Genomic DNA, 23,802 nt, shown 5'->3' with positions numbered 1-23,802 from the left:
GCGCGTGACGGTCAACATGACCAAGGGTCAGGCCATCAGTCTGCAGAAGAACGACGGGGGCACCCTGACCGCGGTGCGCATGGGGCTGGGCTGGCAGGCGGCCCCCCGGCGCGGGCTGTTCGGCTCGCGCACGCGGGAGATCGACCTCGACGCCTCGGCCGTGCTGTTCGCGGACAAGCAGCCCGTCGACGTGGTGTTCTTCCGCCACCTCGTCAGCGACGACGGCTCCGTACGGCACACGGGTGACAACCTGGTCGGCGGCGTGGGCCAGGGCGGCGACGACGAGGCGATCCTCGTCGACCTGCAGCGCATCCCGGTCCACATCGACCAGATCGTCTTCACCGTGAACTCCTTCACGGGCCAGACGTTCCAGGAAGTGCAGAACGCGTTCTGCCGTCTGGTCGACGAGACCAACGGCCAGGAGCTCGCCCGCTACACGCTCGCGGGCGGCGGGCAGTACACGGCCCAGATCATGGCGAAGGTGCACCGCGCGGGCACGGGCTGGCAGATGACGGCCCTCGGCACGCCGGCCAACGGCCGTACGTTCCAGGACCTGATGCCCGCGATCCTGCCGCACCTGTAGGCAGTCGGCGCAGCACAAGAAGCGACGTAGGGGGACAAGGCAATGACGGCCGAGCTGGTCCGGGGACAGAACCATCCGCTCTCCCAGGTCCGTCTTGAGGTCCGTGTTTCGGCCGGCAAGCCGATCGTGGCCGGGGCCACGCTCAGCGACGAGCAGGGCAAGGTCCGCGGTGTGGAGTGGGTGGCCCACCCGGGCGCGCCCACACTGCCCGGACTCGAGGTCTCCAAGCAGGCGGCGGCCGATCACCGCCTCGCGTTCGACCTGGACGCCCTGCCGGAGACCGTGCACCGGGTGAATGTGCTGCTCGCACTGCCGTCCGGGGTCGGCGGCCCGGTCCGGTTCGGCGCCGTCGCCGCCCCCTTCGTCGCGGTCACCGGCCTCGACGGCTCCGAGGTCGCCAGCTACACCATCACCGGCCTGGACGCCGAGTCGGCCGTCGTCGCCCTGGAGCTCTACCGTCGGCAGGGCGCCTGGAAGGTCCGCGCGGTCGGCCAGGGATACGCCGGCGGTCTCGCCGAACTCCTCACCGACCAGGGCCTGTCGGAGGCCCAGCAGCTCGCGGGGACTATCAACGAGGCGGTGGTCCAGGGCCTGGCCCGCTCGGTGGCGGCACCCCCGTCGCGTACTGCCGAAGGTGACCGCTCACGGCAGGCGGCCACCTCGGCGCCGGGACCGGACCAGCCGTATACCGGGCCCCAGGGCGCCGCCGGGAACATGGCGCAGGCCCCGCTGTCTTCGTCCCCGTACGACGCACCAGGTCCGCAAGGCACCACAGCGCCGCAGGGAGGTCACGCCTCGGACCCCTCCGCGGTCACCCAGCCCGCCGCGCCCACGGCAGGCGGCCCGATCAACTACAGCCACCCGGGCCGGCAGACCGCGGCCCCGCCACCGCCCCCGCCGACCGCGCCACCGGCCCCGCCCGGGCAGCCCGCACAGCCCGTCGCGGGCGATGCGACCGGCTGGTCCATGGAGGAGCGGCTCTACAACCAGGTGTGGGGCATGTTCGAGGACCTGGCCCGCACCACCTCCGCGTTTCGCAGCGCCGTCGACTTCGCCGACTCACGCATGGAGCAGGAGCTCGACAAGGTCCTGTCCGACCCGCGCAGCAGGATCGGCGGACAGGGTGACGCCGCGCGCGAGGCGGCCCAGGCCAAGCACGCCCAGCTGGTCGACCAGGCCAGGGCGGCCCTCGACCGTGACCTCGCGCAGCTCACCGCCGAGGCCGAGGTCGTCGAGCCCGCGCTGCCCGCGGCGTACGCGCGCTGGGACAACCCGGTCTGGCACGGCTACCGGGTACCGATGGAGATCCCCATGGCGCTGCGCCTCGGCGACCTCCATCTGCCCGAGAGCGAAGGCCTGAGCATCCCGATGCTGGTCCGGCTGCCGCTGGAGCGCGGCCTGTGGATAGACAGCGGCCGCGCCGGCCTGGACGACTCGCTCGTCGACTCCGACGAACTGCGCCGCCTCGCCATGGACACGGCGGTGGCACATGCCGCGCGGCTGCTCGCCGTGTATCCCGCCGGCGAGTTCACGGTGCACGTCATCGACCCGGCCGGTTCGGGTGCCTCGTCCCTCACGCCACTGGTGCAGTCCGGGGTGCTCGACGGCCCGCCCGCCGCCGGCGCCGCGGGCGTGGCCGACGTCCTGGCCCGAATCACCCAGCGCGTCGACCTGGTGCAGATGGCGATGCGCGGCGGAGCGGCCGACTCCCTGCCGCCGGGCCTCGACACCGCCGAGCAACTGCTGATCGTCAACGACTTCCCGCACGGTTTCGACGACCGCGCCGTGACCCAGCTGCGCTATCTCGCGGACGAGGGCCCGGCCGTCGGCGTGCATCTCATGATGGTGGCCGACCGGGAGGACGCCGCCGCCTACGGGCCGCTGCTCGACCCGCTCTGGCGCTCGCTGCTGCGCCTCACCCCGGTGCCTGACGACCACCTTGCCGATCCGTGGGTCGGGCACGCCTGGACGTACGAGCCAGCGCTTGTTCCACCGGGCAGCCAGGTGCTCCAGCACGTGCTCGCACAGGTGGCTGCGGCCCGCCGTCCCTGGAACCGCTGACCCGTCAGCGGTCGCCTTCTGGGTTCGTACCAAGCATCAGTAAAGTGGCCTGACCAGGGGATTTGGACCTTCTTTTACTATTTCCTTTACCTTTCCTTGGTGGTTCGGGTACTCTTTTCCGTACGGAGGGGAGTACTCCCTGCCTGCTGCGGCGTACCCGTCAATACGGATCTGGCCAGATCCCGGGGCGTCGGCCCGTGAACGTCACGGGTGGAAGAGACCTCCGGTAGCGACGACGCTGAAATCTGCCGTTACGTACTGCCGGAGGCGCAGTGGATGTTTCCGTGACCCTGTGGGTTCTGACGATCGTGGGCCTTGCCGCCCTCATCGCGGTCGACTTCTTGATCGGCCGCAAGCCGCACGACGTATCCATCAAGGAAGCCGGAATCTGGACCATCGTCTGGATCGTCCTGGCCGGCCTGTTCGGACTCGGACTGCTCATCTTCTCCGGCGGTGAGCCTGCCGGAGAGTTCTTCGCGGGCTTCATCACCGAGAAGTCGCTGAGCGTCGACAACCTCTTCGTCTTCGTCCTGATCATGGCGAAGTTCGCGGTGCCTTCGAATTATCAGCAGCGAGTGCTCCTTGTCGGTGTGCTGATAGCCCTCGTCCTGCGCACGATATTCATCGCCGCGGGTGCCGCGATCATCGCGAGCTTCGCGTGGGTCTTCTACATCTTCGGCGCGTTCCTCATCTACACCGCCTGGAAGTTGATCCAGGAGGCCCGGGCCGAGGAGGAGGACGAGGAGTTCGAGGAGAACCGGCTGCTCAAGGCCGCCGAGCGGCGCTTCGGCGTGGCCGACCGGTACCACGGCACCAAGCTGTGGATCCAGCAGAACGGCAAGCGCGTCATGACGCCGATGCTGGTCGTGATGCTGGCGATCGGCACCACCGACGTGCTCTTCGCGCTCGACTCGATTCCCGCGATCTTCGGTCTGACCCAGGACCCGTACATCGTGTTCACGGCCAACGCGTTCGCGCTGATGGGTCTGCGGCAGCTGTACTTCCTCATCGGCGGCCTGCTCAGGAAGCTGGTCCACCTCAGCTACGGCCTGTCGGTCATCCTCGGCTTCATCGGCGTCAAGCTCGTGCTGCACGCGCTCCACGAGTCGGGGGTCCATGTCCCCGAGATCTCCATCCCGGTCTCGCTCGGCGTGATCTGCGTGGTGCTGGTGGTCACCACGATCACCAGCCTGATCGCCTCCAAGAAGCAGGCGGCGCTCGACGAGGCCAAGAGCGCTCCGAAGGACAGCATCGACGTCTGACCACGTCGGACGTAGGAACAATCATCTCCGGGAGCGGTGCGCGGCGAATTGCCGACCACCGCTCCCGGTGCTTGCTTGGGTTCCGTGCGTTCCTGCTCGGGGGCGCCCAGGCCGGGTGGAGGTATCCATGAAGTTCGTGCAGATCGTCGACTTCGAGACCGAGCGCATCGATGAGATGCAGAAGCTGGCCGAGGAGGCCGACAAGCGTATGGCCGGCCGCAGCGGCGGCCCCACGCACCGCCTCATCCTGCAGGACCGCAACAAGCCCAACCGCTACCTCGTGGTGATCGAGTTCGATTCGTACGAGGACGCCATGCGCAACAGCAACGACCCCGAGACGACCAAGATGGCGGAGCAAATGGCCGCGCTGTGTACGCGGCCACCGTCCTTCACCGACTGCGACGTACGTGAGATGACCGAACTGAAGTAGCGAGCCGGTTCCCGAAACGGGTTCCTTCAGCGATGTCTCGGAGCGGGCCCCGCGCCACCGGAGTGCGGGGCCCGCGTACGGCTGCGACGATCGCCACATGATCGCTCGGCTCCGGTCACTCGTGACGCAGTGGACGGCCGTCGTGCCCGTTGTCGCGGTGGTGCTGCTGGCCTTCACCTGGGGTCGCGAGCTCCCCGGCGCGGTCGTCGCGCTGGTGACGCTGGTCCTCGCCGGGGCCGTCCTGGCCGCCGTCCACCACGCCGAGGTGGTCGCGCACCGGGTCGGCGAACCCTTCGGCTCACTCGTGCTCGCCGTCGCCGTCACGATCATCGAGGTCGCGCTGATCGTCACCTTGATGGCGGACGGCGGCGTCAAGAGCTCGACCCTGGCCCGCGACACGGTGTTCGCAGCCGTGATGATCACGTGCAACGGCATCGTCGGACTGTGCCTGCTCGTCGCCTCGCTGCGCCACGGGCTCGCCGTATTCAATGCGGAAGGCACCGGCGCCGCCCTCGCGACCGTCGCGACGCTCGCCACGCTCAGCCTGGTCTTCCCGACGTTCACGACCAGCAAGCCGGGCCCGGAGTTCTCCACGGCCCAGCTCACCTTCGCCGCGCTCGCCTCGCTGGTCCTGTACGGCCTTTCGTGACGACCCAGACCGTGCGCCACCGCGACTACTTCCTGCCGATCACCCGGCAGGGCGAGGTGATCGACGCGGATGACCACGCCGATGCGCCGTCCGCCCGTGACACCAGGGTCAGCCTGGGGCTGCTCGGCCTGGCTCTCGTCGGCGTGGTCGGCCTCTCCAAGGGCGTGTCGCCCACCATCGAGTCCGGCGTCGAGGCGGCCGGGATGCCGCACTCCGTGGTCGGTGTGATCATCGCGTTGCTCGTCCTGCTCCCCGAGAGCATCGCCGCCCTGCGGTCGGCCCGCCGCGACCGGGTGCAGACCAGCCTGAACCTCGCCCTCGGCTCCGCGATGGCCAGCATCGGACTGACGATCCCCGCCGTTGCCCTGGCGTCCGTCTGGCTCGCCGGGCCGCTCGTTCTCGGCCTCGGCGCCACCCAGATGGTGCTGCTCGCGCTGACCGTGGTGGTGAGCTCTCTGACGGTGGTGCCCGGGCGCGCGACGCCGCTCCAAGGAGGCGTCCATCTAGTGGTCTTCGCGGCCTATTTGGAACTGGCGATCAACCCCTGACGCGATCCCGCCGAGGCCCGTACGACGGCGTAGGCCGTCAATCCGTCACCTGGACGACCGCCAGCCGTGCGGCGGGGCGGGTCTCCGGCAGCAGCGCGAAGCACCCCAGGCTGAGCAGTGCGATCCCGGTCAGATACGCGGCCACGCCCCACGGGACGCGCTCTCCGCTCGCCAGCGCCGTCGCCACGATGGGCGTGAGCGCGCCTCCGAGGACCCCGCCCAGGTTGTAGCCCACCGCCGCGCCCGTGCAGCGCACCCGGGGCTCGTACAACTCCGGCAGATACGCGGCGATGACGGCGAACATCGTGATGAACGAGATCAGCGCCACCAGGAAGCCGAGGAACATCAGCAGAGGCTCGCCGGTGGACAGCAGCCCGACCATCGGGAACATCCACAGCGCGGCGGCCGCGCAGCCCGTCAGGCAGAGCGGCCGCCGTCCGTAGCGGTCGCCGAGCAGGGCCATCAGGGGCGTCAGGGAGCCCTTCACCACGACGGCGGACATGATGCAGGTCAGCATGACGGTACGGCTCACACCGAGCCGTTCGACACCGTAGGCGAGCGCCCAGGTCGTCACCGCGTAGAACACGGCGTATCCGACCGCGAGCCCGCCGGCCGTCAGCAGCACGAGCCGCCAGTGGTCGCGCACCACCTCGGCGAGCGGCACGCGCGCGTGGTCCCGCATCTCCAGGAAGCGAGGGCTTTCCGCGAGCGAGCCGCGCAGCCACAGCCCCGCGGCCGCGAGCACCCCTGCCGCCCAGAACGGCACCCGCCACCCCCACGCCGCGAACTGCGCGTCGGTCAGCGTCGCCGACAGCACCAGCATCACTCCGTTGGCCAGCACGAACCCCAGCGAAGGCCCGACCTGCGGGAAGCTCGACCACAGCCCGCGCCGCTCGGCCGGCGCGTGCTCGGCGGTCAGCAGCACAGCCCCGCCCCACTCGCCGCCAAGTCCGAGGCCCTGCAGAAAACGCAGCACAAGAAGGAGCACGGGAGCGGCCACACCGATGCTGTCGTACGTCGGTACGCAGCCGACGGCGACGGTCGCGGCGCCGGTCAGCAGCAGCGAGGCGACCAGGACGGGGCGCCGCCCGCGCCGGTCCCCGATGTGCCCGAACAGCACCGAGCCGAGAGGACGTGCGACAAACCCGACGCCGAACGTCGCGAAGGCCGCCAACGTCCCCGCCAGTGGCGAGAACGTCGGGAAGAACAGCGGCCCGAGGACCAGCGCGGCCGCTGTCCCGTAGACGAAGAAGTCATAGAACTCGATGGCCGTCCCGGCGAGCGAGGCGGCCGCGAGCCGCAGCATGGAAGGCGCCCTTACGGTGCGTACGTCGTGCATGCCGCGTCAACTACCCACGGTGACCAACGGTTACGGGGGCGCGTGGTGGTGAGGAACGCTTCAGTAGGTGACGGTAATGCGCTGGGCAGGGCCGTCGACGCGGATCGTGCCTCCGTAGGGGATGACGAGCTGCGGATCGGTGTGGCCGAGGTCTACGTCGAAGACGACCATCATGTCCGGGGCATATATGTCGACGGCCCGAAGCACCGCCTCATGCTGCTCGCGCACATAACGAGCCTTGGCCTCCGCGTCGTTGGGCTGCTCGAATGACCACGCCTTCGGGCGGCCCATCACCAGCGCCGGAAAGCGTTGCAGCAGGCCACGTTCGCCCATGCTGCGCAGGATCCAGAAGACATCGTTGGCCTTGGGCATGTCCTCCGAGGTCTCGAGGAACAGCACGAGACCGTCGTACAAGGAAGGATCACGGGCGATCTCACGGTCGGCCATCAGCAGCCAGGACAGGATCTCGATGTTGCCGCCCCAGGATGGGGCTTCGACCACGCGGTCGGGACGGTGCCAGGTCCAGCCGGCGCCCGGTTCCGTCGGGGGCTCGGAGTCGAACGTCGCCGGGTCGTCCCAGGGGCCGTTGACGTCCCCGAAGCGGTCGGCGGGGCGCAGTTCGTACGGACCGGACGTGAACAGCGCGGCCCGCAGCGACTCGGCGGTCAGCGGATCCATGGCGCCGGGGCGGCCGAACTCGCACATCACCGTTCCGCCGTGGTAGCCGACGATTCCGGCGTTCCACAGGTATGCGAGGAGGTTCGTGTTGTCGCTGTAGCCGAAGAACGGCTTCGGGTTCGCGCGGATCAACTCACGGTCCAGCAGCGGCAGCACCGTGATCTGGTCGGAGCCGCCGATCGACGGGATGACGGCCTTGATCGTCGGATCGGCGAACGCCGCGTGGATGTCGTCCGCCCGCTCCTGCGGCGTCGAGCCCATCTTCCGGGTCGCCGGGTACTCAACCGGTTCGAGGCCGTACTCCTTGCGCAGTCGCTCCAGGCCCAGCTCGTACGGGAGCGGGAGGAGTCCCGGCAGTCCACCGGACGGCGAGACCACGGCTATCCGGTCGCCGGGCGCGGGCTTGGGAGGGTAGGTGGGCGTCGTCATGACGGGAGGGTACGGGCCGTCACCTCTCCCGTGCACCGTGATAAACCGGGTCTGAGCAGCGGTCCTCAACGGACCGGCAGACCTGAAGGACCGGAGGAACCGTGCCCCGCACCCTCGCCAACGCCCCGATCATGATCCTCAACGGGCCCAATCTGAATCTCCTCGGGCAGCGCCAGCCGGAGATCTACGGCTCGGACACGCTCGCGGACGTGGAGGCGCTGTGTGCCAAGGCGGCGGCCGCGCACGGTGGCACGGTGGACTTCCGGCAGTCCAACCACGAGGGCGAACTGGTGGAGTGGATCCACGAAGCGCGCCTGAACCACGCCGGAATCGTCATCAACCCGGCCGCCTATTCGCACACTTCCGTCGCGATCCTGGATGCGCTCAACACCTGTGACGGCCTTCCTGTGGTTGAGGTCCACATCTCCAACATCCACCAGCGGGAGGAGTTCCGGCACCACTCGTACGTCTCGCTCCGCGCCGACGGGGTCATCGCGGGCTGTGGTGTGCAGGGGTACGCGTTCGCGGTGGAGCGGGTCGCGACGCTGGCGGGTGCGGGGCAGGCGGACGCCTGACGGAGGGGTAGGGGGACACTCGGACTCCGATTGTCAGTGGCGGGTGCCACGATCAATTCATGAATTTCCTCCAGGGATTGATCGCGCCCGACCCGCCGGACGAGCCGCAACCGGAGACACAGCACCGACTAGGTGCCTACCGGCCGGGCGAGAACGAGTCGTTACCGCCCGCGGACTGGTTCGTGCCTGCCCAACTGCCGCAGGTCACCGAGCTCGGAGCCGGCCCGGACACGCGCATCATGCTTACCGGCTGGCAGGTGTGGCCCGGTTCGGTGACCCTCCAACTCGGCGTTTTCCTGCGGACCATACGGCAAGGCATGCCCGCACGCCCCGTCCACTTCGGGGGCGGACGCGCGGGCCCCGGAGCCCTGCGGTTCGGCGTATTGCTCTCGGACGGACGGCGGGTCACCACCCTCGACGGACACCCGTGGCCCGCGCCGACGGGCGGTCCGTCACGGCCGACACTTCAATTGGGTGGTGGAGGCGGCGGCGGATTCCACTACCAAGTGGAGCTGCACCTCTCCCAGCTGCCCCCGGAGGGGCCCATGCAGCTGGTGGCCGAATGGCCCGATCAGGGCGTGCCCGAAACCCGTACGGAGATCGACGCCACGGCGCTGCGAGCCGCGGCCGCCGAGGCGGTGCGGATCTGGCCGGAGGACGAGCCGCCGCCCCCTGCGGAGCAGAGAGGGGAGCCGAAGAACTTTGCGATTGTCAGCGTGGGCCCCTCGGAGATCATGGCCCAGGCCGTCGTAGGACCCGCGGGGCGCCACAGCAGCCGGCTGACTGGCCCGCCTCCGCCGAATCGGGAGCGCGGGGACTGGGAGGCCATGGGTCGCGAAGGATGGCAGGACGTCGATCTCGTCAAGGCGCGCCTCGCTCACGGCGCCGACGCCGTGGCATCGATCGATTCCTGGTCCGGCGAGACCCCGCTGCATCACGCCGCCGAACACGGCGTGCCCGAGGTGGTCGCCGAACTCCTGCTACATGTCGAGGACGTGGACGTGACGGCGCGGGAGGGGAGCACCCCGCTCTGGGAGGCCGTCTGCCATGGCGCAGGAGAGGCGGCGGACCTGCTGCTGGCCGCGGGCGCGGACGCCTGGAGCCCGCGGCTGGGCGGACGATCACCTGGCCGCCTTGCCCTCACCACCAAACTGGCGTCACTGTTCGAGGGGTTGCCGAATGCCGTGCCGCTCACCGCGGAAGAGCACGCGGCGCAGGAGGACGCCGACCGGAGAGCCGCCGTCTTTCGCGACATGCACCTCGAAGGCCTGTCGGTCGCCTTTGTGGCGGGGATCGACGAGGAGACGGCGATACGACGCCTCGGCGCCGACCCGGCCGCCGCTCCCGTGCTGGACCTCGCCGCGGAGCCGGGTCCCTACGGAACCGGGCCCGACGGGTTCGACCCCTACGACTTCGATCTCGCCGAGCGCTTCGTGGGCGTGACCGGCGTGCCGGACGGATGCGTCCTGATCCAACCGATGTGTTACTACCTCACCAGGTCGAAGGTGCTCGACGCCCTCTCTGAAGGGACCACCGCCTACGCGCTCTACTTCAACCCCAAGGGAGGCACCTTCGGCGACTTCTCGCGCGACGGCCACAGCGAATTGCACGAAGAGATCGGCTTCGTGTTCGGGGACGAACCCGACGTCCACTGGCTGTACCGCTTCTGGCAGTGGGACAAGGCCGAGGGGATGTGGGGCGCCTACGAACTCGCCTACGCCTCGCACATGGGCGGCGTACGCGTCACCGACCGCCGCGCCATCGAGGGGCCGCCGCGGCGCTGGGCCGAGATACCCGAGGGCAGTGAGCTGCTGGACTGATCCGCGGCGCGACGGAGGCAGGCGTCAGAGTCGCCTCGCCTCCACGATCCGGTGCAGGAACCGCTGGGTGCGCTCCTCCCGGGGGTCTCCGAAGACCTCCTCGGCCGTGCCGCGCTCGAGGACCACACCGCCGTCCAGGAAGCAGACCTGGTCCGCGACCTCGCGGGCGAAGCCCATCTCATGCGTGGCGAGGACCATGGTCATGCCGTCGTCCTTCAAGTCCCGGACGACGTTCAGGACTTCGCCCACGAGTTCAGGGTCGAGGGCTGCGGTGATCTCGTCGAGGAGGAGCAGTCGGGGGCGTACGGCCAAGGCGCGGACGATCGCCGCCCGTTGCTGCTGGCCGCCGCTCAGCCGGTCCGGGTACTCGCCCGCCTTGGCGCCGAGCCCGAGCCGTTCGAGCAGCTCACGCGCGTGTGCCTCCGCCTCCGCGCGGTTCACGCCGTGCACGCGGCGCGGTGCGAGGGTGATGTTCTCCAGGACGGTCATGTGCGGAAAGAGGTTGTACGCCTGGAACACCACGCCGATCCGGCGGCGCACCGCGTCCTGGTCGGCCCGGGGGTCGGTGATCTCCTCGTCGTCCAGCCAGATCGCGCCGTCGTCTATCTCTTCGAGGAGGTTCGCGCAGCGCAGCAGGGTCGACTTGCCGGAGCCGGAGGCGCCGATGAGCGCGGTCACCGTGTGCGGGGCGACCTCCAGGTCGACGTCCCGCAGCACGACCGATTCACCGAAGGTCTTGCGGACGGACTCCATCCGCAGCACCGGAGCGTCGGTCATATGGTCCCTCCCTGTGCCCGCTGACGGTCCATCCGGGCCGTGACCCAGTCCGTGAAGCGGGTCATCGGGATGGTCAGGGCGACGAAGACCAGTCCCGCGACGATGTACGGCGTGTAGTTGAGGCTACGGCCCACGATGATGTCGGCGGCGCGTACCGCGTCCACCGCGCCGCCGATCGAGACGAGTCCGGTGTCCTTCTGGAGGGACACGAGGTCGTTGAGGAGGGGTGGCACCTGGCGGCGTACGGCCTGGGGGAGGACGACGTAGCGCAGGGCCTGCCGGTTGGTGAGGCCCAGTGAGCGGGCCGCCGCGCGCTGCGAGGGGTGGATGGACTCGATGCCGGCGCGGAACACCTCGGCGACATACGCCGAGTACGTCAGCGTCAGCGCCGTCCCGCCGAGGAGGACCGGGTCCACCGTGACGCCCTGCAGCCGCAGCGCGGGGACGCCCAGGACCACGATCATCAGGTTGATGATCAGCGGGAGTCCGCGGAAGAAGTCGGTGTACGCGGCGGCCAGCGCCCGGAGCGGGAAGAACACCGGGCCGCGCAGCGTGCGGGCGATGGCGATCAGCATCCCCAGGACGAGGACCGCAGCGCCGCATATCAGCAGCAGCCGGACGTTGAGCCAGAGTCCTTCCAGGACCTTGGGGAACGCCTCGCGCGCGTACTGCGCGTTGAAGAACGTCTCTTTGGTGCGCGGCCAGCCGGGCGCGTTGACGACGACGAAGTACAGCACGACGCCGGTGACCAGGGTGGAGAGCGCGGCGATCGCCGTCGCACGGCGGGCGCGGGCACGCTTGTAGCGCTCGCGCTCGAGCCGCCGCTGCGACGGCACGTAGGCGTCGCGCATGTCTCCTTCGCCGGAGTCCTCTCCCGACTCCTCTTTCAGGACTGTCACTTGAGCACCGGAGCGTCGACGGCCTCGGACAGCCACTGCTTCTCGATCTTCGCCAGCGTGCCGTCCTCGCGCAGGGTGTCCACGGCCTTCGTCACGCAGGAGGTCAGCGCGCTGCCCTTGTCGAGAACGAGCCCGAACTGCTCGGGTGTGCCGCCCTGGTTCTCGAACTGCCCGACGATCTTCGCGTCGGTCACCTCGGCCGCCGTGATGTAGAACGCGGTGGGCAGGTCGACCACGATGGCGTCCACCTGGCCGTTCTTCAGCGCGGACTTGGCCTGGTCGTTCTTCGCGTACGCGGCCGGCTCCTGGGTCGGCTTCACCACGTCGTCGATGTAGTTCAGGCTGGTGGTGCCGACCTGGGCGCCCAGCTTCAGACCCTTGAGGTCCGCGATGCTCTTCGCCTTCGCGGCCTTGGAGCTCTTCAGCGCGATGACGGCCTGGCGCACGTCGTAGTAGCCGGACGAGAAGTCCACGGCCTTCTTGCGCTCGGCGCTGATCGACACCTGGTTGATGTCGAAGTCGAAGGTCTTCTGGCCGGGCGCGAAGGCCTTGTTGAAGGGGACGCTCTGCCAGACGACATCGCCGTTGGCGTAGCCGAGCTGCTTGGCCACGGCGTACGCGACCGCAGACTCGAAGCCCTTGCCGTTGGCGGGCTTGTCGTCCTTGAACCACGGCTCGTACGCGGGCTCGTCGGTCGCGATCGTGAGCTTGCCGGAGCTCTGGGTGCTCAACTTGCCTTTGGCGCAGGTCTCCCCGGTTGCTCCGGAGGCCTTGTCGGTCGCCTTCTCCTCCGGCTGCGGAGCACAGCCCACTGCCAGAGCGAGCAGGGCGACGGTGGCGGCGGACGCGGTGCGGCGCAGGGCGCGTTGGGCGAGATGCATGGCGGGAGAGTGGCAGTGCACCCTGCAGTTTGTCGAGGTCACAAGGGCAATTGTCCGCATAGTGGGAACGTGTGTTGCAGTCCCGTGAACGCTCCACGAGAAGCCCGGCCCTGTGCTCGACGAGAAGCTCTGCCGGGGCCGCCGGCCGAGGGCGGGGATCGAAAGGCCGGCGGCCCGTTGCCGCGCAGGAGCCGTCATCCTGCGCGGGGCTGCCTCCAGTGGACTGCACCAGTGCCTGCGCCGGGAGCGCGCGCGTGACACCGGCGCGTGCGCTCGATTCACACGGGGCGCGCGCTTCACCGATCGCGCGGGGCGCGTGCACCTGAATGCGCGGGCCGCGGCCGGGAGGCGCGTAGGGGCGCCGGCGCAGTCATGCACGGCGCTCGCTCATGGGAAGGCGTGGGGCGCGCTCCCAATGAGCGAGGCGTGGGGTGCGTGCTCGATGAGCGAGGCGTAGGGCACGTGCCCAAGGAACACGCGCCCTACGCCCGGGCTCACCAGCCGCGCGCGTGCCACTCCGGCAGATGCGGTCGTTCCGCGCCCAGCGTCGTGTCGTTGCCATGCCCGGGGTAGACCCAGGTCTCGTCCGGCAGCACGTCGAAGATCTTGGTCTCGACATCGTGGATGAGGCTGGCGAACGCCTTCGGGTCCTTACGCGTGTTGCCCACACCGCCCGGGAAGCCCTAGGGTCCTCTCCCGTGAACACTAAGACGCTCCCGAGCCGTAGCCTCGTCTTCTTGTACGCGCGGATCTCCGCGGACCCCCGCGACCGCCGACGGGGCGTCAACCGGCAGATGAGCGACCTGCGCACGTTCTCCGAGGAGAGCGGCTGGGAGGTCGGCGGCGAGTACATCGAGAACGACGTCTCCGCCCACTCGGGCGAGGAACGCCCCGAGTACGACCGCCTGATGGCCGACGCCATCCAGGCCGCCCGCTAACCCGGTGTCCGGGTCATTGTCGCGGGCTACCACCCGTCGCGCGTGTGGCGGCGCCGTGTTGAGCGCGCGCAGGCGATCGAGGACTTGCGGCACGCGGGGTGCTGGGTCGCGTTCGAGTCGGGCGGCCTGTTCAACATGGTGAAGGCGTCGGACCGGTCGCAGCTCGCTAACCTCGGCGAGTCCGACACCGCCGAGTCCGAGGTGAAGAGTGAGCGGGTGGCTCGGGCCGCCCTGGAGCGCGCCCAGGAGGGCCGGGCGAACGGCGCCGTGGCGTACGGGTGGCGGCGTCAGTACGAGTACGACGCGCGAGGCCAGGTGAGCGGATTCCATGACGTCGAGGACCCGGTACAGGCCGGGATTGTCCGGGAGATCGTCACCCGCCTGCTGGCTGGCGGCAGTCTCATCGGCATCACGGCTGACCTGAACGAGCGTGGGGTGCCGTCGCCCGGTGCCGGGATGCAGCTCAAGCGGCGGGCGGTCGGGCAGAACGAGGACGGGTCGCTGTGGAACAAGACCAGCGTGAAGAAGCTCGCTCTGCGGCCGGCGAACGTAGGCCTGCGCGTGCACCAGGGTGTGGAGTACAAGGCGGCATGGCCGGCGCTCATCACGGACGAGCAGTACGCGCAGCTGCGGAACCTGTTCGCGGAGCGGGCCGTGGTGCGGGAGCTGCCGGGGGCGCGGAAGCACCTGCTGACGTGGGGCGAAGTCGCTACGTGCGGGCCGTGCGGGTCGGTGCTCCGGGTTGCGCTGAAGGGGAACGCGAACCGGGGCAAGAAGCAGCCGACGTACGTCTGCGACGCGGGAGGCTGCGTCGGCCGGAATGAGGAAGCGCTCGACCGCTACGTGGGGCGGGTCGTTGTGGGTGTGCTGTCGCAGCCCGAGGCGGCCGAGGTGTTCCGCGGGGACGACTCGGCGGCCCTGGCGGCCCTGGAGCGGGCGGAGGGGCTGAAGGCGCGCCAGGAGGCGGCGGCGGACGACTACGCGGACGGGATCATCACCCGTGAGCAGTTGCGGCGTATCACGGCGAAGCTGGCGAAGCAGATCACGGACGCGCAGAACGAGGCGCGCCGGTTGCGGCCGGCCTTCGACCTCGACGCTTTCGACGGCCTCGTGGGGCCGCGGTCGGGGGAGACGTGGGAAGCGCTCGCGGTGCCGCAGCAACGGCGCGTCCTGGACGGCCTGGGCCTGCGGTTGAGGGTGCATCCGGTAGCGCGGCGCGGCCCCGGGTTCGACCAGACCACCATTGAGCTCCACTGGGCGCGGACGAGTGACTGAGCACGCGGATGCCGCGAGGGCCCGGCAGGATCATTTACGACACTGTTGGCGAATCCGGCGGGGGATCAGGGACTGTATTAGTGCCAGGTGCTCAAGAACGGCTGCGTAGCAGTCGCAGGCGGCAATACCACCTTGTGCCGGGCAGGACGCGAACAGTGCCTCGAGGGCCGTCCAGAGCGGGAGGACCGGCCAGCCAATCCCCCGCAGCCGTCACGAACTCCTCACGGCCTGCGTCCATGGCGTTGCTCGCCTCTTGATCGCGCTGCCTCAGCTTCCCGAGCATCTCCCGGCGCTGCGCCGACCCCAATGCCACCCCCACTTGGAGCCAGTCGGGCTTTCCCAGCCCTACCAGATCGCTCTCGATCATGTGCAGTTCCTGTTCCCTGTCCGACTCCCGCTTTCCGTCCTTCACCGCCTGGTCGTCCTCAGCCCGGAGCTTCATCACCTCCTTCAGTACCCACCCCAGCGCCGGCTCGGCATCGTCACCGCGCTCTTCGATCATCGCCGTTTCGCGCTGCACGTCATCGCGCAGCTTGTGAAGCATCCGCTCCTCCTCGGACGGCTTGAGCGCGTCTTTCCCCGCCAGGTTCTCGACCGCGGCCGTGATCCGCTTCGCAATGTGGACCGGCGGGCCCCCGGGGTGGAACACGACCCGTACCCGCAGGAACTCCGACTTCACCCTGGCGCGCGTGTCCGGCGTGGGATCGTCCAGCACCGCATCCACGGAGTCCAGAAACCGGCCCACCACGTCCAACCGGTCCTTGGTGTACGACGACTGAAACGTCGTACGCGAGGACAGATCTGCCGATCGGAGGGCGACCACGGCCGCGACTAATGCGGCTAGCGCCGTGGCGGCCGCTGTGGCCAGGGGAAACCACTCAGGATTCGTCATATCGGCATGGTCGTCACCCGGGCATCAACTCATGTGCTACTTGAGGGAGTTCAGAGGAAGACCCACCCGAGAAACCGACACCCTTCCTAAAACACAACGTTGGCTTTCACGACCACAGCGGGGTCGTGAAAGCCGATGTCACGTTCAGTCCCAGGATTCGCCAACAGTGTCGGATCATTTACTGCCGGGCCCTCTGAGGTCTTCCCAGAGCCTGCCGGCATCCTCGGCGAAGTCGTACATGCGCTGCTCACGTGCTTCCCTCTGTGCGTCGGTCTCGTCGTCCGGGATATGCACTCCCACCTCGGAGGCGGCTACGCCGGAGGCGTCGTTCGCGGAGTAGGAAGGGCGAGACGGATGACTCGGTCACGGCACCAGGGCGGCCTAGATGATCAATTCCAGGGGATGCCTGCGGAGGGTGTGGGGTGGGCGGCGGCCGAAGCCACCGCGAGACGGTCAGGCGGCGGGCTGCCGGCCCTGGTTCTCGAGGTGGCAGCGGGCGGTCAGGCGTCAGGGTTGACTTCGGGGTGCGTGAACCGCACGGGCTTGCCCAGCGACCGGGCGTAGGCGATTTCGGCTCGGGTGCTGTCTCCGATGTAGTCGCCGACTACGAGCACCTCATCAGCGAGCCGGATCTTCGCCCGGTGCAGATCGTCGAGTCGGACCTTCAGCGCCTCGGCCTCGACAGGATCGGACCAGAGTTCGTGCGGCGACTTCATGTCACAGCCCGGTTTGACGACAATCTTCCCGGCTTTGGTCTCCCGCAGATCGGCCTCGTTCATCTCGATCATGAAGCGGGTGGAGCCGCAGATCACGACGATACGCGGGAGGCTCAACAGCTTCTTCGCGTCGGCGAGCTTCTCCTCGGGGGTGAGCAGTTGCGGGTATGACACTGGATCCTCCTGGTGGTGTAGTCCAAGGGCGACTCCAACTTCAGGGAGCCTGTTCAGATCCTGCAGGCGCCCCTCGTCGCCATCATGTCTCTGAGCCCTCCACGGGAGCCGGCCATATGCCGTCGATGAGCCAGGGTCGGGCAACAGGCTCCAGGTCGCGGGAGAACTGGTCCCCGCCGCCATCGGCCATCCACTGCGCCCACTGGCGCGTCGCGCCCGCAGCCCAGTCCGCCACCTGGAGCTGCGGGTGGTCCTTGCTGTCCGCGAACTCGATGCCGCCCATGAAGGGGTTCATGAACTCGCCCGGCCGTGCGGGATCGGGGAGGAAGTGCACGGTGTGCAGGCGGGTGGTGTTGCGGTCGACTACTTTCGATGCGTCGTGCACCAGGCGGAACTTGCCCAGGGCCTGACCGAACGTGGTGGCGAGGCAGTACAAGCTTGGGATCGCCGGATCCAGCTCGTCCCGATGCCCCTGGGATGCGATCTCCGCTGCGGTCTCGTCAGCGACGGGCCGGCCGTATTCCAGGACCTCCACGTACTCGGCGAACTGCTGGCTTTGCACGGAGGCCTTGAGGGCGGCTATGGCCGTGTACAGCTCGTCGGTGGTGGCCTTCTGCCGGACCCAGTTCACGAACGCCTGGAGCATCCGGTCGTAGGCGTCCGCATCCCCCATGACCGGGCCGGCCAGGTGCAGCATGTTCGCCAGGGCGAGGGTTTCCTTCCCCTCGTACAGGTTGTAGCCATCCCGGTGCGCCATGGGTTCCACGATGACGTCGACCATCTTGGTCATCACCATGAATCGCTTGTGGACCAGGTACGTCCGCACGCTCCCGTCGGGCAGGCGCGCGAAGGCGTTCATCAGCGCCTTCCGTCCGCCGCTGGAACCCGCCAACGACGTGTACTTCGGTTCGCGCAGGTTGCGCGGCAGCTGCCCACGGACCTCGTCGACGATGGAGGCGGCGAGGTCGTCAGGGAGGTGAACCCCGGCCACCGTGAAGACGGGTTGGTGCGGGTCGAGGAGGTTCTGGCCCGAGTTGGCGGACTCGTCGACGTAAACGACGGGGCGCTCCATGGGTGAAGTGGACATGCATGGAGGATGCCCGCCAGCGTCGGGGCGGGCCAGCCGCAGTCGGTGATGGCATCCGCAGCGGTCGGCTATCCCCTCAACCTCGATCGTGCCGACCGGCTGGTGAGCTGTGCGGAGGGCGTGGGACCCCCGGCCTCCGGAAGCCGCGGTTCCCACGCTTTCTGACAGGCCATCAGCTGATCTTGGGCCCGTAGATGTGCTGGCCAGAGCACCCGCCCGGCGAGGTCAGCGCGGCGCTGCCAAAGGCTGTGAGAAGGGTTCCAGCAGGTCAATGAGGTGGTGTCCCTGCCGGTAAGGGGTGAGCTACGGCCCCGCCGCCACCCGCGAGGATTCATTGCCCGCGAGAAAAAGCTACGCGCGGAAATTTTTCCGCGTACGGTGGTCTTCGCCTGACGTCCACTCACACCGAGGGAGATGCGTGTCCAGCACGCGCAAGATCATCCGGTCCAAGCCGGTCGTGAAGAAGTACTACGAGGCCATCCCGGTTTCGCAGCTGAGGGTCGACCCGAACCTCGACGCGCAGCGCATGTTCCAGCCCAAGTGGGCCAACCGCCTGGCGAAGATCTGGGACCCCGAGGTGGTCGGCCCCGCGCTGGTCTCCCGCCGCCCGGACGGCGACTACCTCCTCGACGGTCAGCACTCCACCAAGGTCGCGCGCGACATCGAGGGCCCGGACTTCCTCCGGGACTGCATGGTGTACGAGGGGCTGACCAAGAAGCAGGAGGCGAAGCTGTTCCTAGCCGCGAACCGCGACCGCCGTGCGGTGAAGCCGTATGAGAACTTCGCGGTGGCGGTCACCGCGCAGGAGGTCGAGGCGGTCACGATCAACGCGGACGTGGAGAGCTGCGGTCTGCATGTGTCGAGCGGCACGTCGAAGAACGGCATCTCGGCAATCCAGGCGCTCAAGGTGGTGCACGGGATGCGCGATCCCGCAGACGGTCTCCTGCGCAAGACGCTTACGACGGTCCTGGGCGCCTGGGGCTCGGACCCGACCAGTTGGGACGGCATGATGCTGCGGGCGGTCGCCATCGTGATCCACCGCAACTGGGACACGATCGACCTGCCCTCCCTGTCGCTGACCCTCAAGCAGGAGCCGGTCGGCGTATGGAAGGATTCCGCGATCAAGGACACGGTCAGCGGCGGCGGCTCGCAGTCCCGCTCGATCCCGCTCGCGAACAACATCGCGTACGAGTACACCGTCGCGTTCGGCCCGAAGCATGGGCCGGCCTTTGGTCCGCCGAAGCGCCGGAAGACGAAGACGGTCACCGTCGCCGCGTGAGGTGGGTTGAGCCACGGTGCGTGGCGGCCACCGGTGTACGGGTCGCACGAGTACAGCAAGACCGAGCATGAAGACGTCTTCGAAGTACCGGCCGAAGGCCTCCGCCAGGCGCTCCAGCGGACCCGGGCCGACTGGGAGGCCGCGTGCCGATGCTGGAACCGGGAGAACCCGGACTTCGCGGCAGACCTCGCCCAGGCCCGCCGCTGACGTGCCGTACATGCCTGACGGAACCCCTGGATATCTGTAAGGCACGGATCGATCAGTCCCACCTGCCTTACGTGCCTTAAGGCTTCTGAGCACCCCAGATAAGGGCCGCTCCCGGTCCTCATGTCCCCGGATGTTCTCGCATGCCCCTGTCTGACATCGGATAACCTCTCCTTATCCGACGCCAGGGAACGGAGCATGACGGCCCGTCGGCCGGGCGCGATCAAGGAGAGGTACCAGCACCATGAGTACGCACCCCGACCTGCCGGAAACCCTGGTCCACTTCACGGGCCGGCCCCGGTCGGATACCGAGGCCGCTCCGGAGTTCGCCCAGGGAAGCGCTGAGGAACGATTGGTCAGCATCCTGCACAGCGGCGTGCTGCGGGGGAACACGACCTTCGGGACCGACGCGCCGGTGATCTGCTTCAGCGAGGTCACCGAGGAGGCCCGCCGGGTGATGCTCCGCGAGGGCGTCCGCCGGGGGCCTTACCCGCCGTGGGGTCTCGTGCTCCACCGTGAACGGCTCATCGCCGAAGGCGCTCGGCCCGTGCTCTACGTCTCCCGCGCCGAGCGGGACCAGATGAAGGAAGAGCTGCCGCGGCGGACGTACAACCGCTGCGTGGCGTACGAGCCGGACCCCGGCAAGGGGTGGTCGGACTGGCTGTTCGAGCGGGAGTGGCGCCTGTGCTTCGGCCTCGCGCAGACCGCGGAGCTTGAGATCACCCGTGACCTCGTGGCCGGTGTCATCGTCGGTCGCAAGGGCTGGATGCCGCCGCCCCGGCAATCCGCAGTGAATGCCGTCTCCGAGCTCAACACCAGGCTGAAGGAGATCCCTGCCCTGGTGAAGTCCCTGAGGGAGAGCCTGCCTGACGGGGCGTCGGTCGGCAGTATCAGCGTGAGCGCGGGCTCGTGGACGACGAAGTTCGCCGGGGCCGCCGACCGTCTGGCCCGCTGGTACTGGGACGGCGACACCCTCGTCAAGGACGGCTCTTTCGACATACGGGATCAGCAGATGCGGCACTCCGCTCACGACGACCCGCCCGCGTTCGAGGTTGGCTTCAGCTTCGACGTCCCCGGGGGCGCAGAGCAGTGACCGCATGGCATCGCCTCCCGCTGATCCCACCGCAGCCACCACTAGGAGCACCATGTTGGACGGAGCGATGACGACCGCGATCGAGATGGTGCACACGGAGGCCGCCGACCCTCGCGCCGCCCTCATCGACAGGTGGGCTCAGCGTCATGGCGTGGCCGCCGCGCAGCGTCTGGCCGAAGCAGAGGACCTGGCGGACGCCGTCGCACGAGAGATCACCCCGGCCAACACCCAGGACACCTACGCGAAGTCCTGGCGGGTCTGGGAGCGATTCACAACCGCCCAGGACCTCCCGCTCACCGAGGGCACCCGCGGCTCCCTGGTGGCGTTCGTGACGTGGATGCTGCGCGAGGGCCAGCAGAACGGCAAGGGCTACGCCCCGTCGTCGGCAAGCACGATCCTTGCCGGGGTCGTCGTCGGCCTGCGTGAGCGCGGCTGCGCTGTAACCCGCGACGACCAGGCGGCCGCCCGCAAGGCGCTGGACGGCCTGGCCGTTCGGCTGCTGCAGGAGGGCGAGCGGCGCGGCCGAGGCCAGGCGGCGGCCGCCGAGGTGCCCGACCTGTACCGCGTGGTGAGGGCCTGCCCCGACACCCTCGCCGGGGCCAGGGACAAGGCGCTCATCCTGACGGGCTTCCACTACGCCTCACGCGCTCAGGACCCCGCTGGCCTCCTCGCCGGGGACGTTGCCCTGACGCCGCGAGGCATGGTCGTGTCGGTGCTCACCGGCAAGACCAAGCACTCCGCCCGTGACGCGAAGATCAACTATCAGGACGACCCGGAGGTCTGCCCCGTGGAGGCGTGGAAGGCGTACCGGGCCCGCCTCGCCGGCGAGGCCGCACCGCGTTGGTCGGAGCCCACTGCACCGGCGTTCGTCGGCATCGACCGGCACGGCAACGTCACCGGCGGTATGGTCCCCGACTCCGTCACACGGGCCGTCAAACGGATCAGCGGCCGCGCCGGGGTCCACCTTGCCTGGACCGGCCACAGCCTCCGCATCGGCCTGGCCACGACCGCCCGCAAGCGCGGAAAAGACGCCGTGACGATCGCCGACCAGGGCGGATGGGCCCGGCACTCCCGCTCTATGAACGGCTACTTCCAGCGGGTCGATGGGTGGGAGGACAACGCCACCGCCGGCCTCACCTGACCACTGCCAGCGGACCAGACAGGAGACCCCCAGTGGGGCGCACCATTCACGAGGACATCGCAGAGGACGAGTTGGCCGACATGCTGGCCGACCCCGACCAGGCGAGACACCTGCAGACCGTGGCCGCCCGGCTGCGGGAAGGACGCTTCCCCGACTGGCTTGCCGCCATGGTCGGGCAGACGCCAGCACGGTCAGGCTCCTGGCCGTCACACCAGGTCGCCGCGTTTGCGAGCGTCATGACTCGGCTCGCCTACGGCAGGATCGCCCGCCGCCGTATCCGGGTCGGTGCATCACCCGGAGCGGACGCCGACCGCGTGCGCAATGCCGCCCGCCTCCAGGGGCTCCCGGCTCCGTTCGTGGCCCACCTGGACATGACCCAGCACGGGGCCGACTGCGATGGCTCGCTGGAGTGGACGGAGCCGGTCACGGCATGGCGCAGCACCGCTGTTCCCGTCTTGGGCGCGCACGTGCTCCACGGGGCCATTCAGGCTCCGTTCGAGGTGCGCCCGTCCTCGGTACCGCTGGAGGTCGGATATACCCTGCCGAGCCGCACGTTCGCGCACTTGCTGACCGAGGGCGCCGTGGCCCGCTGGCCGTACGACGACGAGGAGGTGCACCTCCTGGTCGATCTGGAGCGGGCCGGGCTGTTCATGGGAGCGCGCCCGCTCCCGGCTGACGTGGAGCCGGTGAGGGTGCTGTGACCGGCCCGGGGGGAAGCGCGCAGCCGGGCCCTACCGGCTGGAGGCAGCCGTGAGCTTCACCGTCGTTCACCCGGACCGGGGCCGTCTGGACGCCTCTCTGCCGGATCTCGGCTGCGGCTGGCAGTGGGAGGCGGTCCACCGGGTGCGGCCGCCGGCCCCGCTGGCCTGTCCGGAGTGCGGCCACGGGATGCACGCCAAGGTGTCGAGCCTGGGTCTGCGGTTCTTCGCCCATGCGCCCGGTGCTCCGACCTGCACGCTGGCGGAGGAGTCCATGGCTCATCACCTGCTCAAGCTGGAGCTTGCCCAGGCCGCCCGCGCGGCCGGGTGGATGGCCGAACTGGAGGTGGGCGGGCCGGACGGCCGTTGGCGAGCGGACGTTCTCGTCTCCACGGCCGGCGGCCGCCGGATGGCCCTGGAGGCGCAGTTGGCGAGCATCACCGCTGCCGAGATCCGCAACCGCACGGAGCGGATGAGTGCCTACGGAGTCCGTTCCTGCTGGTTCAGCGACCGCAGGCGCATCCCCTGGCTGGGCGCCGTGCCCTCGGTACGGTTGGCCCGGCAGGGCGATGACCTGGTCGCTGTTGAACCGATGGGCCGCTTCGTCGGCGCCTCCTGGACCCCGGAGCCGTCCATACCGCTCACCGAGTTCGTGGGCAGAGTCCTCACCTCGCGGTTCGTTTCGCATGCTCCACGCACACCGCAGTGGCACGTGGTCCGGCCCGCGGCGCGGCTGTGGGCTCATCCCAAGTGCGTTCTGGCGGAGGCCAGGAAGCTGGGGGACGAGCAAAAGCAGCAGCGTGCAGAGCAGGAGGAGCAGGAGCGTGCCGAGCGGCGCGGGTACGCCCGGCAGGAGGCCGCGCTCGTCGAACGTACGGCGCGCACTGACCCCGACCGGGAGGCACTGGCCCGGCACTCCGCGCGGCTGCCCGGCATCGAGCAAGCCATCGCGCAGGTTGCCGACATGTATCTCGCCCGCGTGACCGTCGGCTGGAGCGTCGGAGACAGCCGGTACTCCTGCGGCGTCCCGCTCGTCAACGAACACGGCACCCTGCTGGCGGTCTTCGACCCGCTCCCGCAGGCGGGCGCCTGCCCCGCGTTCCTTTTGGATATAGGCCTGCCGCTGCTCTTCCCCACAGAGGAGCGGCAGGAGCGCCTCGAGCACTACCGCGCCGTCAGTGAGCGAGTGCGGGCTAGCTACTCCGCCGACCCCACCTCACCCTCGCCAGGTCATGATGGGCGGGTGAATCCGCGAAGGTCGTGACGATCCCGCCCCACGACAAGAGGCCCGCTGCATCGGCCGCGGGCTCTTCCGCGGAGCTGGCGCGCCCTCGCGTCTCTGTCACGGCGGGAACGACGACCAGGCACTGCCCG

Annotated in this window: 22 protein-coding genes and 2 pseudogenes; 15 read left to right on the top strand and 9 right to left on the bottom strand. The window is 69.2% G+C overall.

Features of this window, described 5'->3' with window-relative positions:
* The first annotated feature begins 4 nt into the window (after nt 1-4).
* The 5 genes and pseudogenes from ACZ4RZ_RS09080 to ACZ4RZ_RS09060 all read left to right on the top strand — a co-directional run bounded on the left by ACZ4RZ_RS09080 (nt 5) and on the right by ACZ4RZ_RS09060 (nt 5,533).
* Nucleotides 5-583, top strand: a complete 579-nt coding sequence (locus tag ACZ4RZ_RS09080) for a TerD family protein (RefSeq protein WP_351131810.1) — start codon at nt 5-7, stop codon at nt 581-583.
* Between the two features lie 42 nt (nt 584-625).
* The gene (locus tag ACZ4RZ_RS09075; RefSeq protein ID WP_467743325.1) at nt 626-2,644 is read left to right on the top strand and encodes a TerD family protein; all 2,019 of its coding nucleotides are present in this window, start codon (nt 626-628) and stop codon (nt 2,642-2,644) included.
* A 272-nt stretch (nt 2,645-2,916) separates the two neighbouring features.
* On the top strand, nt 2,917-3,906 hold the full coding sequence (locus tag ACZ4RZ_RS09070) for a TerC/Alx family metal homeostasis membrane protein (RefSeq protein WP_467743324.1): 990 nt from the start codon (nt 2,917-2,919) through the stop codon (nt 3,904-3,906).
* Between the two features lie 127 nt (nt 3,907-4,033).
* Nucleotides 4,034-4,336: a DUF1330 domain-containing protein gene (locus ACZ4RZ_RS09065; RefSeq protein WP_467743323.1), complete on the top strand. Its 303-nt coding sequence runs from the start codon at nt 4,034-4,036 to the stop codon at nt 4,334-4,336.
* 97 nt (nt 4,337-4,433) lie between these two features.
* Nucleotides 4,434-5,533 (top strand): annotated as a pseudogene (locus tag ACZ4RZ_RS09060) (calcium:cation antiporter).
* Nucleotides 5,534-5,570: 37 nt separating this feature from the next.
* Here ACZ4RZ_RS09060 and ACZ4RZ_RS09055 read toward each other — a convergent pair.
* Both ACZ4RZ_RS09055 and ACZ4RZ_RS09050 read right to left on the bottom strand, forming a co-directional pair.
* On the bottom strand, nt 5,571-6,872 hold the full coding sequence (locus ACZ4RZ_RS09055) for an MFS transporter (protein WP_467743322.1): 1,302 nt from the start codon (nt 6,870-6,872) through the stop codon (nt 5,571-5,573).
* Between the two features lie 60 nt (nt 6,873-6,932).
* Nucleotides 6,933-7,979 (bottom strand): S66 family peptidase, encoded by a 1,047-nt coding sequence (locus ACZ4RZ_RS09050; protein WP_467743321.1) that lies wholly within the window; start codon nt 7,977-7,979, stop codon nt 6,933-6,935.
* 101 nt (nt 7,980-8,080) lie between these two features.
* Here ACZ4RZ_RS09050 and aroQ point away from each other — a divergent pair, with 101 nt between their 5' ends.
* Both aroQ and ACZ4RZ_RS09040 read left to right on the top strand, forming a co-directional pair.
* Nucleotides 8,081-8,554 carry a type II 3-dehydroquinate dehydratase gene (gene aroQ / locus ACZ4RZ_RS09045; RefSeq protein WP_467743320.1) on the top strand — a complete coding sequence of 158 codons (474 nt, stop codon included), beginning with the start codon at nt 8,081-8,083 and terminating at the stop codon, nt 8,552-8,554.
* Nucleotides 8,555-8,613: 59 nt separating this feature from the next.
* Nucleotides 8,614-10,374, top strand: coding sequence for an ankyrin repeat domain-containing protein (locus ACZ4RZ_RS09040; protein ID WP_467743319.1), 1,761 nt, complete (start codon nt 8,614-8,616; stop codon nt 10,372-10,374).
* Between the two features lie 24 nt (nt 10,375-10,398).
* Here the strand turns inward: ACZ4RZ_RS09040 and ACZ4RZ_RS09035 are convergent, their stop codons facing one another.
* The 4 genes and pseudogenes from ACZ4RZ_RS09035 to ACZ4RZ_RS09020 all read right to left on the bottom strand — a co-directional run.
* The gene (locus ACZ4RZ_RS09035; RefSeq protein ID WP_467743318.1) at nt 10,399-11,151 is read right to left on the bottom strand and encodes an amino acid ABC transporter ATP-binding protein; all 753 of its coding nucleotides are present in this window, start codon (nt 11,149-11,151) and stop codon (nt 10,399-10,401) included.
* Nucleotides 11,148-12,050 carry an amino acid ABC transporter permease gene (locus tag ACZ4RZ_RS09030; protein WP_467743317.1) on the bottom strand — a complete coding sequence of 301 codons (903 nt, stop codon included), beginning with the start codon at nt 12,048-12,050 and terminating at the stop codon, nt 11,148-11,150. The genes ACZ4RZ_RS09035 and ACZ4RZ_RS09030 overlap by 4 nt, the downstream gene beginning before the upstream one ends.
* On the bottom strand, nt 12,047-12,931 hold the full coding sequence (locus tag ACZ4RZ_RS09025) for an ABC transporter substrate-binding protein (RefSeq protein WP_467743316.1): 885 nt from the start codon (nt 12,929-12,931) through the stop codon (nt 12,047-12,049). The genes ACZ4RZ_RS09030 and ACZ4RZ_RS09025 overlap by 4 nt, the downstream gene beginning before the upstream one ends.
* 494 nt (nt 12,932-13,425) lie before the next feature.
* A pseudogene (locus ACZ4RZ_RS09020) lies at nt 13,426-13,611 on the bottom strand (MBL fold metallo-hydrolase); the annotation flags it as partial.
* 18 nt (nt 13,612-13,629) lie between these two features.
* Here ACZ4RZ_RS09020 and ACZ4RZ_RS09015 point away from each other — a divergent pair.
* Together ACZ4RZ_RS09015 and ACZ4RZ_RS09010 are read left to right on the top strand one after the other, a co-directional pair.
* Nucleotides 13,630-13,869 carry a recombinase family protein gene (locus tag ACZ4RZ_RS09015; protein ID WP_467743315.1) on the top strand — a complete coding sequence of 80 codons (240 nt, stop codon included), beginning with the start codon at nt 13,630-13,632 and terminating at the stop codon, nt 13,867-13,869.
* Nucleotides 13,870-13,911: 42 nt separating this feature from the next.
* Nucleotides 13,912-15,144 (top strand): recombinase family protein, encoded by a 1,233-nt coding sequence (locus ACZ4RZ_RS09010; protein WP_467743314.1) that lies wholly within the window; start codon nt 13,912-13,914, stop codon nt 15,142-15,144.
* Between the two features lie 91 nt (nt 15,145-15,235).
* On the opposite strand, the gene ACZ4RZ_RS09005 is transcribed toward ACZ4RZ_RS09010, so the two are convergent.
* The 3 genes from ACZ4RZ_RS09005 to ACZ4RZ_RS08995 form a co-directional block, all read right to left on the bottom strand.
* The gene (locus ACZ4RZ_RS09005) at nt 15,236-16,036 is read right to left on the bottom strand and encodes a hypothetical protein (protein WP_467743313.1); all 801 of its coding nucleotides are present in this window, start codon (nt 16,034-16,036) and stop codon (nt 15,236-15,238) included.
* A 500-nt stretch (nt 16,037-16,536) separates the two neighbouring features.
* Nucleotides 16,537-16,926, bottom strand: a complete 390-nt coding sequence (locus tag ACZ4RZ_RS09000) for a hypothetical protein (RefSeq protein WP_467743312.1) — start codon at nt 16,924-16,926, stop codon at nt 16,537-16,539.
* 82 nt (nt 16,927-17,008) lie between these two features.
* The gene (locus ACZ4RZ_RS08995; RefSeq protein ID WP_467743311.1) at nt 17,009-18,013 is read right to left on the bottom strand and encodes a DUF3800 domain-containing protein; all 1,005 of its coding nucleotides are present in this window, start codon (nt 18,011-18,013) and stop codon (nt 17,009-17,011) included.
* 418 nt (nt 18,014-18,431) lie between these two features.
* Here ACZ4RZ_RS08995 and ACZ4RZ_RS08990 point away from each other — a divergent pair, with 418 nt between their 5' ends.
* The 6 genes from ACZ4RZ_RS08990 to ACZ4RZ_RS08965 all read left to right on the top strand — a co-directional run bounded on the left by ACZ4RZ_RS08990 (nt 18,432) and on the right by ACZ4RZ_RS08965 (nt 23,692).
* Nucleotides 18,432-19,292, top strand: coding sequence for a DUF6551 family protein (locus ACZ4RZ_RS08990; RefSeq protein ID WP_467743310.1), 861 nt, complete (start codon nt 18,432-18,434; stop codon nt 19,290-19,292).
* A gap of 6 nt (nt 19,293-19,298) precedes the next feature.
* A complete protein-coding gene (locus tag ACZ4RZ_RS08985) occupies nt 19,299-19,499 on the top strand; it encodes a hypothetical protein (protein WP_467743309.1) in 201 nt (66 codons plus the stop codon).
* 241 nt (nt 19,500-19,740) lie between these two features.
* Nucleotides 19,741-20,589, top strand: a complete 849-nt coding sequence (locus ACZ4RZ_RS08980) for a hypothetical protein (protein ID WP_467743308.1) — start codon at nt 19,741-19,743, stop codon at nt 20,587-20,589.
* Nucleotides 20,590-20,641: 52 nt separating this feature from the next.
* Nucleotides 20,642-21,730 (top strand): site-specific integrase, encoded by a 1,089-nt coding sequence (locus tag ACZ4RZ_RS08975; protein WP_467743307.1) that lies wholly within the window; start codon nt 20,642-20,644, stop codon nt 21,728-21,730.
* A 32-nt stretch (nt 21,731-21,762) separates the two neighbouring features.
* A complete protein-coding gene (locus tag ACZ4RZ_RS08970; RefSeq protein WP_467743306.1) occupies nt 21,763-22,431 on the top strand; it encodes a hypothetical protein in 669 nt (222 codons plus the stop codon).
* A 49-nt stretch (nt 22,432-22,480) separates the two neighbouring features.
* The gene (locus ACZ4RZ_RS08965; protein ID WP_467743305.1) at nt 22,481-23,692 is read left to right on the top strand and encodes a competence protein CoiA family protein; all 1,212 of its coding nucleotides are present in this window, start codon (nt 22,481-22,483) and stop codon (nt 23,690-23,692) included.
* Nucleotides 23,693-23,802: the final 110 nt, after the last annotated feature.

The organism is Streptomyces sp. NPDC027189, from assembly GCF_055566975.1.
Note: the sequence above shows the minus strand (reverse complement) of the source record. Positions and strands in the feature narration are given on the sequence as shown.

Bases quoted from the DNA above. Each gene is read 5' to 3' on its own strand.
- ACZ4RZ_RS09075 (WP_467743325.1), top strand. From the start codon at position 626: ATGACGGCCGAGCTGGTCCGGGGACAGAACCATCCGCTCTCCCAGGTC.
- ACZ4RZ_RS09065 (WP_467743323.1), top strand. From the start codon at position 4,034: ATGAAGTTCGTGCAGATCGTCGACTTCGAGACCGAGCGCATCGATGAG.
- ACZ4RZ_RS09055 (WP_467743322.1), bottom strand. From the start codon at position 6,872: ATGCACGACGTACGCACCGTAAGGGCGCCTTCCATGCTGCGGCTCGCG.
- ACZ4RZ_RS09050 (WP_467743321.1), bottom strand. From the start codon at position 7,979: ATGACGACGCCCACCTACCCTCCCAAGCCCGCGCCCGGCGACCGGATA.
- ACZ4RZ_RS09040 (WP_467743319.1), top strand. From the start codon at position 8,614: ATGAATTTCCTCCAGGGATTGATCGCGCCCGACCCGCCGGACGAGCCG.
- ACZ4RZ_RS09035 (WP_467743318.1), bottom strand. From the start codon at position 11,151: ATGACCGACGCTCCGGTGCTGCGGATGGAGTCCGTCCGCAAGACCTTC.
- ACZ4RZ_RS09025 (WP_467743316.1), bottom strand. From the start codon at position 12,931: ATGCATCTCGCCCAACGCGCCCTGCGCCGCACCGCGTCCGCCGCCACC.
- ACZ4RZ_RS09005 (WP_467743313.1), bottom strand. From the start codon at position 16,036: ATGACGAATCCTGAGTGGTTTCCCCTGGCCACAGCGGCCGCCACGGCG.
- ACZ4RZ_RS08995 (WP_467743311.1), bottom strand. From the start codon at position 18,013: ATGTCCACTTCACCCATGGAGCGCCCCGTCGTTTACGTCGACGAGTCC.
- ACZ4RZ_RS08980 (WP_467743308.1), top strand. From the start codon at position 19,741: ATGAGTACGCACCCCGACCTGCCGGAAACCCTGGTCCACTTCACGGGC.
- ACZ4RZ_RS08975 (WP_467743307.1), top strand. From the start codon at position 20,642: ATGTTGGACGGAGCGATGACGACCGCGATCGAGATGGTGCACACGGAG.